9 protein-coding genes and 2 pseudogenes are annotated in these 13770 nt (G+C 65.6%); all 11 read right to left on the bottom strand.

Annotation, left to right across the window (positions count from 1 at the left end):
* A pseudogene (locus tag B7Z76_RS14915) lies at positions 1-316 on the bottom strand (IS21 family transposase); the annotation flags it as partial.
* 114 nt (positions 317-430) lie between these two features.
* Entirely contained in the window at positions 431-1486 is a 1056-nt protein-coding gene (locus B7Z76_RS14910; protein WP_291344961.1) for an IS110 family transposase, read from the bottom strand.
* 96 nt (positions 1487-1582) lie between these two features.
* Positions 1583-4652 (bottom strand): annotated as a pseudogene (locus B7Z76_RS14905) (efflux RND transporter permease subunit).
* Positions 4653-4661: 9 nt separating this feature from the next.
* Positions 4662-5588 (bottom strand): hypothetical protein, encoded by a 927-nt coding sequence (locus tag B7Z76_RS14900; protein WP_291344959.1) that lies wholly within the window; start codon positions 5586-5588, stop codon positions 4662-4664.
* Complete coding sequence (locus B7Z76_RS14895) at positions 5585-6961, bottom strand: TolC family protein (protein WP_291344958.1); 1377 nt, start codon at positions 6959-6961, stop codon at positions 5585-5587. The genes B7Z76_RS14900 and B7Z76_RS14895 overlap by 4 nt, the downstream gene beginning before the upstream one ends.
* A gap of 99 nt (positions 6962-7060) precedes the next feature.
* Positions 7061-8404: a heavy metal sensor histidine kinase gene (locus B7Z76_RS14890; protein ID WP_291344956.1), complete on the bottom strand. Its 1344-nt coding sequence runs from the start codon at positions 8402-8404 to the stop codon at positions 7061-7063.
* Between the two features lie 28 nt (positions 8405-8432).
* Positions 8433-9110, bottom strand: coding sequence for a heavy metal response regulator transcription factor (locus B7Z76_RS14885; RefSeq protein ID WP_291344954.1), 678 nt, complete (start codon positions 9108-9110; stop codon positions 8433-8435).
* Positions 9107-11167, bottom strand: a complete 2061-nt coding sequence (locus B7Z76_RS14880) for an LssY C-terminal domain-containing protein (RefSeq protein WP_291344952.1) — start codon at positions 11165-11167, stop codon at positions 9107-9109. Before B7Z76_RS14880 ends, B7Z76_RS14885 begins: the two co-directional genes overlap by 4 nt.
* Positions 11168-11391: 224 nt before the next feature.
* Complete coding sequence (locus B7Z76_RS14875) at positions 11392-11619, bottom strand: hypothetical protein (RefSeq protein ID WP_291344950.1); 228 nt, start codon at positions 11617-11619, stop codon at positions 11392-11394.
* Positions 11620-11926: 307 nt separating this feature from the next.
* Positions 11927-13039 carry a hypothetical protein gene (locus tag B7Z76_RS14870; protein WP_291344949.1) on the bottom strand — a complete coding sequence of 371 codons (1113 nt, stop codon included), beginning with the start codon at positions 13037-13039 and terminating at the stop codon, positions 11927-11929.
* A partial coding sequence (locus tag B7Z76_RS14865) for an AAA family ATPase (RefSeq protein ID WP_291344947.1) occupies positions 13036-13770 on the bottom strand: 735 nt, incomplete at its 5' end. The genes B7Z76_RS14870 and B7Z76_RS14865, both read right to left, overlap by 4 nt.

Below are 13770 nucleotides of genomic sequence, written 5' to 3'. Positions count from 1 at the left end.
CGAGATCGGGATGCCGCCGGCACATCTCCTCGAAGATCGCCACGGCCCTGAGGCCGGGCGCGGCTTCCAGCAGCGGCACCACCTCAGCGTCGAAGATCGCCGCCAGCGGATCCGGGCGGCGCCGGCCGCGTGGCGGCTTCGCCGATGATGGCAGGTGCCGCTTCTGCTCCAGCCGGTAGCCCGCGGCCGTGCTGAAGCCGGCCCTGGCGGCCGCCAGGGCAACGCCGTCTGTCTGTCGATATCTCATGAAAAGCCTCTTCTGGTGGTCGTTGATGTGGCGGCCGGGCACGAAGGTCTCCCCGTTGCGAGGAGGCATCCTCCGCGACCCGGCCGGCCGCGACCACGGCGGCGCCCTGGCAAGGACGCCGCCCGGCTGGGGAGGCACCGGCTCCGGGCTACGCCCTTCGCCGGTGCCTCCCCAGCCGTCTTCTCATCCTGATTGACGCCGGATTCTCACGTTGATCGTCGCGCGACACCAAGCCTCGAACGGCTGGTTGGACTTCCACATGGCGTGCAGCACAACGCCGATCTTACGGGCGACGGCAACGGCTGCCCGCTTGAAACCAAGTCGTTGCACGAGTGCCAGCCCCCATGTTTTCAATGCTGATGAGCTTTGCACCCGCACCAGCAGCGAGGCCGCCGCCTCGAACAGGTAGCTCCGCAGCAACCGGTCCCCGCGCTTGGACACGCCGGCGCTGTGGTCGATTTCGCCGGACTGGTTGCGTCGGGGCGTAAGTCCGAGATAGGCGCCGATCGAGCGTGAGTGCCGGAAATGCGCTGGGGCCTCGACGGTGGCGCTGAAGCTCGCGGCAACCACTACGCCGACACCCGGACAGGTCATCAGCAGCCGACATGTCGGGTCGGCCTTGACCGCGGCCATCAGCTTGCGGTCGAGTACGGCGATCTGATCGCGGACGGCGCGCCAGGCCGCAAGCAACGGCTCGACCACGCCGGCGACCTCGGGCCGGCCCTCCAGCGCGATGCGCACCTTCGCTTCGAAGACGCGTCCGGCCCCGCCTGTCGCCCTCAGCCCAAACGTCTTCAGCGTGCTGCGGATCTGGTTCGACAAATCGATGGAAATGCCGACGAGTTGCGAACGGGCACCGACCAGACGGCGCATGGCGTGTGCGGCCCAGCCTTTCACACGAGCCTCCCGATACCAGCCAGTCCGGACCAACTGCGCCAAAGTTTCAGCGTCGTGTGCGTCAGTCTTGTTCCGCTGCAACGCTGTCGCCACGCGTGCATGGCGCGCATCGAGGCAGATCACCGGAAAACCGAGGTCCTTGAGCGAATGGTAGAGCCACGGCGCCAACTGTCCGGTCTCGAGCCCGACCCGAACGAGTTCGGGCGCATGCCGGCGCAGGGCCGCGGCGAGCACCTCCGGCTCGCTGGCCCTCTTGCCCCGCCAGACCAGCTTCCCGTTGTCGTCCACAACGTGAATGGCGGTGTCTTTGTCCGAAATGTCCAGTCCTGCGTAGTGCGCCATGATTGCCTCCCTCGGCTCCAACAAGCGGACCACCCGCTCGCTTCGCGCCCCAGTTTGACAGATCAAACCGCCGGATCGCGATCACCGCATGTTCCTTCAATCGAGGCTATCGGCTTTAGGTAAGGCGATCCGCAGAAGGCGCGGCGCAAGGATCGGCAGGACGAACAGCGTCAGGATCGTTGCGGTTGCGAGGCCGCCGAGGATGACTATCGCCATTGGCCCCTCGATGGCGTCGCCGGGGGAGCCGGTAGCCAGTGCGAGCGGGAGGAGGCCGAGGGCGGTTACACAGGCGGTGATCAGGATTGCCGGAAGCCGGTCGGCCGCGGCTTGGCGTGCTATCTCTGCTGACCATGGTTTGCCGCTGCCCTCCATGAGCCGGCGCATGTGAATCAGGAGCAGCAAGCCGTTGCGCAGCGTGAGGCCGAACAGCGTCGCGAGTCCGACCATGGCGCCAAGTTCGAGATGGCCGCCGAGGAAGGTCCATATCGCCGCGATGCCGCCCGAGAAGGCGACTGGAAGAATCACCATGATGAGCACGACAGCTCGTGTCTCGCGCAGGGCGAGCGCCATCAGGATCAGAATGCCGGCAAGAGCGATGGCGGCGCGGACGGCAAGCTCGCGCCGAGCAGTGCCTCCGGCAACGGCCGTGCCGCCATAGCGGACGTAAACATCCGTGCCCAGCCGCAGCTTGGCAAGCCGCTGGCGTAGGCCGCGGATCACCGGGGCTGCCTGGCCATGCGCAACCTGGACAGTGACGACCTGAACGCGTCGACCGTCGTTGTGCAGGATCTGCGCCGGAACCAGCGTCTGGCGAATTGTTGCGATACGGTCGAGGGGCACGATCATGCCGCCTTCCGCCGCGACCGGGAGGTCGCCGATCGCAGCCGGTTGATGGCGGAGTGCTGCGGGCAGCGTGACAACGATCGGCTCAACGAGAGTACCGCGATAAACATGGCCGACGGTGCCGCCTGAATAAGCGATCTTCATCGCCTCGAGCGCCGCGCGAGGGGTGATGCCGTATCGCAGCATCGCTGCGCGGTTCAGGTCAATCGTGAGGGCGGGCACCTGCTGGACAGCCGCCATGCTTGCTGCGCGCACGCCAGGCACCCCGTGTGCCGCCGCCACGATCCGCGCCGCTGCGATGTCGATCGCATCGAGGGAGGGGCCAAATACCGAAACGGTCACCGGGGCGGTGACGCCGGAAAGGCTTTCATCGACACGCTCGCTGAGGAATGTGCGCGACCACCAGGACAGACCGTCGATATGGTCGACCGACGCCAGGATCTGCCGCGTCGATCGTTCGACATGGTGGTTGCCGGTTTTGCTGAGCGTGATGTCGATCTCGGCCTTGTTCACCCCAGCATGGCCGTTGCTCATCGAAGCGCGGCCGATATGCATCACGACATCCCCGACCGAGGGGAGGTTCTCGAGCGTGTGGATCGCGAGCCTGCCAATGGCGAGCATCGCGTCGATCGACGTGCCAGGTGCGGCGAGATAATGGACGATGACGTCGTTTTCTCGAAAGCGCGGCAGGAACCGAGTTTGCAGCAGCGGGATACTGATACCGGCCAGCAGGATCAGGGCGAGCGCGCCGGCGATGAAGGCACGTCCGTGATGTTCCAGCCTGCCGAGCGCGCTGCGATAAGCCGGGCGCAGCAGTGCGATCGGCGGCGTGTGGTCCGCTGCCGCGGCGGGCCGAACCAGGAGCAGCGCGGCGAGGGCCGGAGTAAGGACCAGCGCGACGACGAGTGACGCGCCGATCGCGGCGATGTAGGCAATCCCGAGGGGGGCGAAGAGCCGGCCTGCGACACCGCCGAGTGCGATCACCGGGGTGAAGGCGATGGCGACGGCGGCACTGGCGAAAATGATGGCACTCCGCACTTCCAGCGATGCCCTGAAGATGACGCGGAGCGGTGGTTCCGGGCTGCCGGCGATACGGTTCTCGCGCAGGCGGCGGGTGATGTTTTCGACATCGACGACCGCATCATCGACGAGTTCGCCGAGTGCGATCGCAAGCCCCGCGAGCGCCATCGTGTTCAGCGTGATCCCGAGGGCCGTGATGATCGCAGTGGCGGCAAGCAGCGAGACCGGGATAGCCACAAAAGAGATGACTGAGGCCCGCCATGAGCGCTGCGCCGATCAGCAGCACATGGCCGAGATCGGCCAGTGCGACATGAATGAACGTAGCCGGCGTGAAGGCTTTGGGATCAATCTCGATCCCTTGCGCCTCAAGGCCCGGCGTCAGCCGCGCGACCGTTCGGGCCGCCTGGTCGGCCACCGCAAGCGTGTTCGCGCCGTAGAGCGAGGAGACGATCATCAGCAGGCCAGGATGACCGTGGATCAGCGCCGCGCCGTACCTAGGCGGTGCCGACAACCGAACACTTGCCACATCGCCGAGGCTGATCGGCGCACCATCGCTTGTGCCGAGCCAGGTCTTCGCGAGGGCGGCAGCAGTGCGTGCCTGGCCGTGAGGGGCAAGCACCAACCGCTGGTTGCCGTTGTCGATGAAGCCGGCGCCAAGCACGGCGCTGCCTTGCCTGGCGGCACGCGCCACATCCTGCATGGTGAAGCCCGTGGCGATGAGAGATCGGGGCTGGACCTCGACATCCAGCTGTGGCGGGCGTGCGCCGAAGATAACGACATTCGCAACGCCGGGCACCGCCTGCAGGGCGGGTCGCAGTCCGGTTTCGGCGATGGCGGTCAGATGTTCGAGCGACATGTCGCGCTTGGGATAGAGGCCGATTTCGAGTGCAGTGCCGGTGGAGGACTGCATCGGCGCGAGGCGGGGCAGGATCCCGGCCGGGAGAGCCCCGCCAAGCTCGCTCAGGCGCGCGGCGATGCGCTGCCTGTCCTGATACGGATCGGTGCCGCCGTGAAAGACGAGATGGATGACGGACAGGCCCGACTCCGAGGATGAGCGCATCTTCGCAAGGCCGGGCAGGCCGGTAAGGGTGCGTTCGATGCGATCGGTGACCACTTGCTCGGTCTGCAGCGCGCTGAAGCCGGGCGCCGCTGTCTGAATCACGACGGTGGGGGCGGTGAAGGTCGGGAAGACATCATAGCGGGCGGTAGGCAGTCGGGAGAGCTGGAGGGCTGCCAAGCCTGAGATCAGAAGCACGACGACGAGGCGGTAGCGCAGGGCGGCACGGACGACAGGGGACAGCATAAGATTATCTCAGTCGTCGTTCGCAGCGGATGCGTCGCCGCCGGCCAGCGCCGAGTTCAGCAGTCCGGCCCCCGCCGTTACGATCGCCGGGTGGGCCGGCAGGTCTGTGCCGGGCACGAAGAAGCCCGAGATGGTGCCCGAATGGTACAGCGGGTGCGATCTGGTAACACGGTACATCGCGAAACGGCTGACGCCCATCCGGACGAAGACGAAGGGACCATTGTCGTGCCAGATCAGCGCGGCCGCCGGCACGGCGTAGCCGGTGACAACGCCGGGCGCGCGGAGCGTAACGGTGAGCGGTGCGCCGATGGGCAGTGCGGGGCCGGTGTAGAAAAAGGTCTGTCCCAGCAAGCCTTTCGAGATCCGGCCGGCAGAACCGACAGGGCACAGCGTGACGCGAGACCCATCCGGCGCTCTGGCGGATGCGGCCGGCGGGGATACAAGTGTGGCAACTGCCTGCACAACCGAGACAAGCGAACCGCCAGTGCTGATTGTCCTGAACGAGGGGCCATTATCGGCGATCGCCGCTCCGAGGGCGGCGCCATAGCGCATTTTCGCCTGGGCCAGCAATTCCTCGACACGCGCTTGCGCAATGGCGGTTTTAGCCTGGATCTGCTGCAGGCTGGCCTTGGACACGTTACCTCCAGATCGATAAAGTTTCTGGGCGCGGGCGAGATTTGCATCGTCCAGCGTCAGCTTTGCGCGTGCCGATACGATCCGGTACCGCAAGGTGATAATCGGCGAAGGATCGATCACCATGCCGTAAGCCGCGGAGGCAGGATGTTTAGTCTCAAGGCGCAGGACGCTCGTCTTGATGAGGCCGCTGCTCATCGTGGCCGCATTGATCGTCACGCTGCGCAGGGCCGCGGCATGCGCGATAGCTGCGGCGCAAACAAGTGATAGGCTTGCCGCGATGGCCTGCAGATGCCGCTTCATGAGTGGCTCTCCCGGAAAATGGGGTGATGGAGCGCGTCGGCCACGGCTGCGAGGGCGCGTAATCGCTGAGCATCCGTGGTCAGCTCCTGTTCGCGGACCAGGGTTGCCTGCTGTTCGGCCTCGACCATGCGCAGCTGGCCGGTCGCACCGGCGCGGTAAGCTTCAATAGCCTGGCGTTCGCGCTCGCGGGCGGTTGCGAGGAGAAGCCGTGCCGCGCGCGCAACGCTCACGCTGCCTTGCAGAGCGGCCTTGGCTGCGTCGATCTCGTGGAGAACGCGCACCTGCGCCCGATCGAACAGGGCCGCCGCAAGCTGGCGCCTTGCACGCGCCTCGGCGATCGGGCCCTGATTCTGGTTGAGAATTGGCAGCGGCAGCGAGAGGGCGAGTATGAACTTGCTGGCGCCCTGATCGTAGTGATACCCGGGGCCAATACGACAGCCTGGAAACTGCTGGTCGATCGCTTTGCGGAGAGAAGCGTCGGCCGCGCGATAATTCTTGTAGGCCGCGACGACTGGTGGACTGGTTACCAGCGCCGTGCGTGTAAGAGCGGCGAGATTGGCCGGCGGCAACGGATGCTCAAAGGCGGTGAATGAAAGGTGCTTACCTCGAAGCGCCGCCGCCGGCATTCCGATCGCAGCGGCCAAGTGGGCCCGGTCCATTCCGATCTGGACCCGCGCTTCAGCGGCGCCAAAGCTTGCCTTGTTCGCCGCCTCGGTTGTGCTGGCGAGCACGGTATCAGCAAGCATCCCAGAGGTCACGCGCTGTGCTACGAGGCGGAACGCTATCGCGGCATAGCTGGCGACGCGCGCCTTGATCCTGGCGATCCGTTCATCGAGCCAGAGTGTGAGCAGCGCGTTGCGGACGTTGCTGCGTTCCCGCCATGCCGCGGCAGCGATGAGTATTCGCGCGGCTTGCTGGCGATCCCGCGCGGCGGCGATGCCAGCCTCGCGAGCACCGAGATTGGAGACGAGAAAACTGATGACCGGCCCGATCTTGATTGGCGAAGGGAAGGCTTGCGTCGCGTTGAAGCTGGGCGCGAGGGAAAGCGTGGGGTTCGGGATCTGCTGGGCCGTCGTCACCGCCGCTTTCGCGGCGTTATAGGCGGCGACGCTGATCCGCAGATCTGGCCGCTCATAGACAGCAACGAGCGTCAGAGCCCGCAATCCCCAGTGTCCGCGCGGATGCACGCCCATAGCCGCGAGGAATTGGCCAAGCGCCGGCTCGTCGAGACGGCGGCCGAGCAGTGCCGTGGCCGAAGTACCGGGATGCAACGGCGCCGGCTGATACCGCGCACAGCCGGCAAGCAGTGTCGCAAGCGCAAGAGCACCGACGCGGCTGGGTCTGAAACGGAGGTGTCGGGACGTTTTCTTCATGGCTTCAAGCGGAAAAGAGTTCGCGCTTTAGCCGGCGAGAATGACGTTTCCGCCTCGCCAGAATGACGATTTCGTCAGTTTGGGCTCACCGTTTCGGGATTAGCGCGCGGTCGCTGCCACCAGTAGCGATACGGTGGTGCCCTGACCCTGCGTGCTTTCAATGGAAACCCGGCCCCCGTGCAGGTCCATGATCGCGCGAACCACGGCGAGGCCGAGCCCGAGATTGCCGCCGACATGCGAACGCGCGGGATCGGCGCGATAGAACCGGTCGAACACATGCGGCAGATGCTCGGGTGCGATCCCCTGCCCGGTATCCTTTATGCGGATGGAGAGCTGTTCCAGCACCTCCGCAACTTCGATGGTGATCTGCCCGCCGGTGCCGGTATGGGCGATTGCATTGGCCACCAGATTGCCGAGCGCCTGCTGGAGGAGAATGCGGTCGAACCTGATCGGTAGTCCCGGGCGGACGCGGGCGGTCAGCGACAGCCCCGCCTCCGCCGCCATCGGCTGGTAGAATTCGAGAACCGTTGCGATCTCGCTGGCAAGATCAAGAGCTTCAACGGCGGGTGGAGCCCCGACCATCTCGGCGCGGGCAAGGAACAGGAGGCTCTGAATGACCCGGCTGATGCGAGTGCATTCCTCGAGTGCGGAGCCGAGGACTTCCCGATAAGTATCGTCAGAGCGGGGCCTCGATAAAGCAACTTCCAGCTCGCCGCACAGATTACTGATCGGCGTGCGCAGCTCGTGCGCGAGGTCAGCCGAGAATTGGGAGAGCTGGAGGAAGGATTGCTCAAGCCGGTCCAGCATCAGGTTGAACGTGTTGGCGAGCGCGGCGAGTTCGCCGGGAAGACCTGCGACGTCGAGACGTTCATGCAGGGTCGAAAGGCGGATGTTTTCGGCCGTTTCGGCAATGCGCTCGATCGGGTGCATGCCCGAACGGGCGATGAGATATCCGAGCACGGCGCAGAGGATGATCGACACCGCAAGAACCAGGGTAAGGGTTTCACGGTAACGGAGCAGGAGGGCCTGCGAGCCGGGGCTGGCGATGGCGATCTGCAGCATGAAGCCGTTCGGCAGGGGCTGGGTGAGAACACGAAACGCCATCCCGCCGCTATCAAGCGTGGCGACGTTCGGCAAGCCGACCGATGATGGCAGAGGCAGATGATTGCCCTTTGACTGGATTGTGATCCGACCGTGCGGGCCGATGACGCGGAACTGGATCTCGCGGGTGTTGCCCGCTCGCTCAAGCGCCGATGCAATGGCCTGCGATGCGGACGGATCGGCAGCGCCGCCCAGCGGGTGGGCGATCCGTGCGAGCACGTGCAGCGTGCGGTCTTCCTGCCTGGCGATGCGCGCGCCAAACGACCAGGTCAGGAGACTAGTGGCCAGCAGGACGAGCAGGAACGCCGTCCCTGCATACCACGCGGTCATCCGCAGGGACATCGATCCGCCAGCGCTCGGCGCTTCAGGATCAGCCGCCACGGTCTTCGAGCACGTAACCCACGCCACGAACGGTGTGGATCAGGCGGCGGGAGAACGGGTCGTCCAGCTTGGCGCGGAGGCGGTACATGTGGACGTCGACGACGTTCGTGCCAGAATCGAAATTGATGTCCCAGACCTGTTCGGCAATGACCGTTCGGGAGATGACATCGCCCGCGCGGCGGGCCAACAACGAAAGCAGGCGGAACTCCTTCGGCGTCAGATCGAGCGCCTGACCCGCTCGCGTTGCCCGGTGTCCCGAGAGGTCGATCTCGAGATCGGCGATCTGGATCAGCGCCGGTTGCCGCGCGTGCCCTCGCCGCAGAATGGTGCGCACACGGGCAAGCAGCTCGGAAAACGCGAAGGGCTTGACGAGGTAATCGTCGGCCCCGGCCTCCAGCCCGGCGACGCGATCTGTCACCTGGTCCCGCGCCGTGAGTAGAAGCACGGCGGTCTGACTGTCTCGCCGCCGGATTTCGTCGAGGATTTCGAAGCCGTTGCGCCGTGGCAGCATGATGTCGAGAATAATGGCATCGTAGCCGCCGTGGCGGGCGAATTCGAGCCCCGTCTCTCCATCAGTAGCCACATCCGCCGTGAAGCCGTTCTCTTCGAGACCCTTTCGGAGATAAGCCGCGGTCTTCGCCTCGTCCTCGACGATAAGAACCCTCATTGCGCACCGTCCCCCCGGTGCTGTGTCAGGCATCCCTCCGTATCCACGGCACGATCACCGGCGAGCAGGACGGTGGCGCCATCGGCGGCACGCGTCACCAGCCGCGAGGCAGGCAATGCCGCCGCGATTCGAGGCAGGACGGTAGAAGCGGAACCTTCCGAGACAGGGATTGTCAGGGTTGAGACCATCCTTCGCAGCCTCTGCATCTCGATCTCCCCGATCCTGAGCGTCCGTACCGATCCTGTCGGCATGGTTACAGATACACTCGTCTTCCAGAGGCGCAGCACCAGCCGTTTATCGGCGGCAAGGCCGTGTCCGACGAAAACCATTATCAGGTCTGCGCGTCGGCCGTCATCCCAGCGCGGCAGCGCCGGGATCTCGGCTGGGCTTGCGTGCGGGGCTAGAAATTCAAGAGCATTGCGAAATGTCCAGGGCGCGGGCGAGCGCCAGCCGAGCTGGGCGAGAGCGTGCCGAAGCCCGTCGGCCGGGCCAATCCACTGGATCGTCAGTGAGCCGGAAAAACTGCCGAGCATGCCGAGGCTGCGTGTTGGCAGGTTTTGCCAACCGTGTTGAAGCCAGTCAGGGCACGTCATCGTCGTGCTCATGCGCCCCACGTCATGACGCGCCAGATCGGCATTGCGGTTGAGGGCGACCGCCAGCGTACCGGCGATGGCGAGCGTAGCCGCCGTAATGGCGACGAGGCGCCAGGGTGCCACCGGTTCGACCGGACGCGCAACATAGGCGAGGCCGAGACCGGCCGCCCACGCGAACCCGAAGCCCAGCGCAGCCAGTTCGGATGAAAACCAGTCCAGCCCGAGATAGACCCGACTGCCGAGCTGCAGTGCAGCGAAAAGGACCGTTGCCGTGATCAGCCCAATACGTGGGCGCGCGCCGAGCCGTCGGCCGGCGATGACGGTCAGGATGCCATAAACCGCGCATGAGGTTGCAAGATCGCCGCCGGGAAACGGAATAAGGCTCCAGCCGGGCGCAATCGGCGACGGTGGCGCGCGATGCAGGGCAAGATCGAGCCCCGCGGTGAACAGGGAGGCACCGATCACAGCGGCAATACCATAGGCCGCACCACGCCACGCACTCTGCCGGTCGAGCCAGACGAGCGCGACCGCTGCGACAGCAAGCGTGACCGCACCGCTGCCAAGCCGGGAGCACGCCATCGCCGCTTCCATCGGTATGCCGCTTCGATAGGGCTCAAGGAAATGCAGAATCGCGTGATCGGCATAAACCAGCGGATCTCCGGCGATCAGGTCCTGCAGAACGCCGAGCAAAAGCCAGAGGCTGCCCGCAAGAGCCCCGGCGAGGGTGATCAGGCCGGACAGTTCCGTCCGTGCCGGATCGAGGATGGAAGCCACGTTACTGCGAATCCTGCCTTTGCCGGCGTGGGCCCAGGCTAGCGCTGGCCCGCGCTTGCTTTCCAACCAGCTAATCACAAAACGGAGAAGCCGTGGAACCAGCCAGAGCAGGAGCACGAGGCTGACGATCGAGCCGATGAGCAGGGCCTCGAGCCTGCCTGCCATGACGCCCAGAATGGCCAACGAGGCGCCAACGAGAACCCCGGCGCCGACATGCGCGGGCGCCCAGATGACCGCTGAAACGACGTCGAGCACATAAAAGCGGAGCGAACGCATCCCGCTGACTCCGGCCACAATGGGCACAACAGCCCGCACGCCTGGCGTGAACCGTGCGATGATAACGGCGGACCCGCCATGGCGCTCGAAGAATGCCTTGCCTCGCGGCAGCAGATCCGGATGCAGGCTCAGTGGCCAGAGCCCTGTCGCCTGGTGCCGGAACCGGGAGCCAAACCAGAAGGGCAGCCCGTCGCCCAGGATGGCTCCTCCCGTCGACCAGGCCACCAGGGGCCAGAAATGCAGGGCGCCCGTCGGCACGAGAGCGCCCAATCCGACAATAATGGCGGTTCCAGGCACCAGCGCGCCGATGACGGGAAACGCTTCCGCCGCGGTCAGCACGAAGGCGAGACCATAGGCCAGTAGCGCGTGCATCCGGGCTGCATGCACGATCGTGTCAGAGAGGTGGCCCAGCAAATCCCGAAGGCTCCGTTTTTGTGATCATCGTCCGCCCCCATGAACTACTCCACGCTTTGCCTGGCGGGGAATAATCGCGGCGATATCGGGCGCGGGTTATGCTATGCCGCGCGGGCGTGATTGCAATCGAGCCCGATCGCCCCCGCTTTGCGGCCTTCACTGCTGGCGAGCCAATACATCGGGAGGGGTCCCTCGCCATAAAATACCATGGGGAGACGGCGCGATCATTTCATCGCCTCGAAACATGTCCCGGCGCAGTGCGATGCGGTGTCGACCATTTGCGAATGATGCAGCAGCGTGATGATGAGGCGCAAGGAATTGGTTCGACGCAATAGCGCGGCAGATCCATGCTGGACGCGACCATGACATGGATCGATGGTCTCGACATGCTGCTCCGCCCCACCAACGATGTTTGGTTTCTTGAAGTCGGCCGGACCAGCTGCCCGGGTCATTGTGAATCGGCGTCAACGTTGAACCCCGGCGCAAAGGCACCGTAAGTGACTGAGGTAAAGGGAAATTTCGCCCATCCAGTGGGGTCCTGATCGGCGCCGATCGGGACCCCTGCCGGAACGACAATTTCGACAATTTTTCAATAGGTTGTAGGCGTGCTGGGCGGGGTTCAGGTTCGAAGCCTATTCACAGGGCATGGCCCAGGAAGCCTGGATGACCGTGATGGGCGCACAGCCGCCCTTCAGTCAGTCCGTTCTGCACGGTGGATTTCTGCCCTGCGCGGACGTATCGAGCCCGATTTGCGCGCCGTTACCGGCTACGCCCACGCTTCCGGCTTGCTTGTTCAACGGGATGCTCCTCGGCTCGCCGCTGCGCCTGGCGCCGATGCCCCTCCAGCGCGCTCTGTAGGCGGACCCGAGCACTCCGATGCGCGGCCTCGATCAACGGCCGCGCCCGCTCCCAGCCCGCCGCCACCGCTGCCCGCACGGCCGGAGCCGCCCGCTCGATGCGGGCCAGCGCCTGCCGCTTCTCCTCACCGCCCCGTGCCATGGTTTCGGCCAAGCGGCCTTGCGCGCCGGCACGGGCCTGGGTGCGTGCAAAACGCTGGGACAGGTCAGCGGGCAAGCCTGCGGCCTCGCGTTTCTCGTCGGCCGCCAACCCTTTGAGAAAGGCGCGGGCCGCATTGCGGCGGGCCTCCTCGCCGATCTTCACCAGATCGAGCGCATTGGTCTTTTCAGGCTGGCGCGCGATGTTCCGCGTCCAGTTCGTCCAGATGTCGTGCTCGCGGATCGGGCGCGGATCGCCCAGCGGCCGGCGGCCCGCGATCTCCTGACGCTCGGCCCCCTCCGAGGTCAGCCAGTAATCCCGCTCCCGGTGCCGCGACCCGGAGACATAGGTCTTGAAGCCGTCCGTGGTCTGCGAGCCGCCCGGTGTTACAAAGATATGCTCGGTCGTGGTGATGCCCTGGGCGGTGTTGGTGGTCATGGCATAGCCGTAGGCCAGCCGCATCCGGCCGCTTTCCTTGTCGGCCAGCGTGTCCCATTTCACAAAGCCCTCGCGGCCATGGTCGTTCCGCAGCACCAGCCCCTCGTCGCGGATGCTGGTGATTTCGAGGATCGAGCCATTATCGCCGATCGCGCCCTTACTGCCATCCAGCATCGCCGCGTTGGTCCGGGAGAAGAGCCGGACTTTTTCGCCGGTGGCGATCGGCATCGCGTAGTGCTCGCCGGTGTTCTTATCAATCGCCGCCAGCGTCATACGGGTCTGCCCCAGCTCGCCAGAGGCCAGCAGCCGTTGCCGGATCGCCTCGCCGATCGCGCGTGCGTCCTGATTGGTCGGTGTGCTGATCGAAAGCGTAAAGCGCGGCCGGTCGGCGTTCGCTTTCCGGCGCTCATCCCAGAGCGCGGCGGCCCGCGCGATCACCTCGCTGTGGCCACCAGCCCTTTTTCGAGAAGGCCGATCACCTGGCCCGCCTCGATCGACTGGCATTGCTTCGGATCACCGATCGCCACCATGCGGAACCCGTGCCGCTCCTGGAGCCGCAACAGATCGAGCATCTGGCGCGTGCCGATCGTGCCCAGCTCATCGATCACCACGACGCTGCGATTGGACAAGTCCAGCCGGCCGCTCTCCACCCGGTTGATGAACACCGACACGGCCGCGATCGTGTCACGCCCGCCGGCCTCGGCCTCGGTGTTCAGGCCGGCCTCGCGCAACTCGCGCGCCTGGCGCCAGCCAAGGCTGATGCCGTGAATGTCCGCACCCTGGTCACGCCACGCGGCCACAAGCGGCTTCAACAGCGTGGTCTTGCCGGCCCCGGCTGCCCCGATCCCCACCGCGAACCGGCCGCCCATGCCGAGATGATCGATCATCCGGCGCTGCGCCGCGCCATGTGCGCCGGTGAAGCTCAGCCCGCTCGCCTCGATCCCGCGCTTGATCTGGGCCGGGTTGAGTGTGCCGCGCCGATCACGGCCAGCCTGTCCCGCCAGCTCGACCAGCGCGCTCTCCTGCTCGACATGAGCGCGCGTCGTCAGCCTGGTTGTGGTGATCGTCACATCCGGGTTGTCCGGGTCATCCCGCTCGGTCTCGACCGCGATGATCTGCGTGCGCGCGGACTCACCGTTGCCGTCAGCACCGCCCGTCTCGACAACCCC

Origin of the sequence: Acidiphilium sp. 20-67-58 (assembly GCF_002255515.1) — a bacterium.
In the GTDB taxonomy this organism is placed as follows: Bacteria; Pseudomonadota; Alphaproteobacteria; order Acetobacterales; family Acetobacteraceae; genus Acidiphilium.
Note: the sequence above shows the minus strand (reverse complement) of the source record. Positions and strands in the feature narration are given on the sequence as shown.

Coding starts and splice junctions, on each gene's coding strand:
- B7Z76_RS14875 (WP_291344950.1), bottom strand. CDS start 11,619: ATGACCCGGGCAGCTGGTCCGGCCGACTTCAAGAAACCAAACATCGTT.
- B7Z76_RS14910 (WP_291344961.1), bottom strand. CDS start 1,486: ATGGCGCACTACGCAGGACTGGACATTTCGGACAAAGACACCGCCATT.
- B7Z76_RS14895 (WP_291344958.1), bottom strand. CDS start 6,961: ATGAAGAAAACGTCCCGACACCTCCGTTTCAGACCCAGCCGCGTCGGT.
- B7Z76_RS14890 (WP_291344956.1), bottom strand. CDS start 8,404: ATGTCCCTGCGGATGACCGCGTGGTATGCAGGGACGGCGTTCCTGCTC.
- B7Z76_RS14900 (WP_291344959.1), bottom strand. CDS start 5,588: ATGAAGCGGCATCTGCAGGCCATCGCGGCAAGCCTATCACTTGTTTGC.
- B7Z76_RS14885 (WP_291344954.1), bottom strand. CDS start 9,110: ATGAGGGTTCTTATCGTCGAGGACGAGGCGAAGACCGCGGCTTATCTC.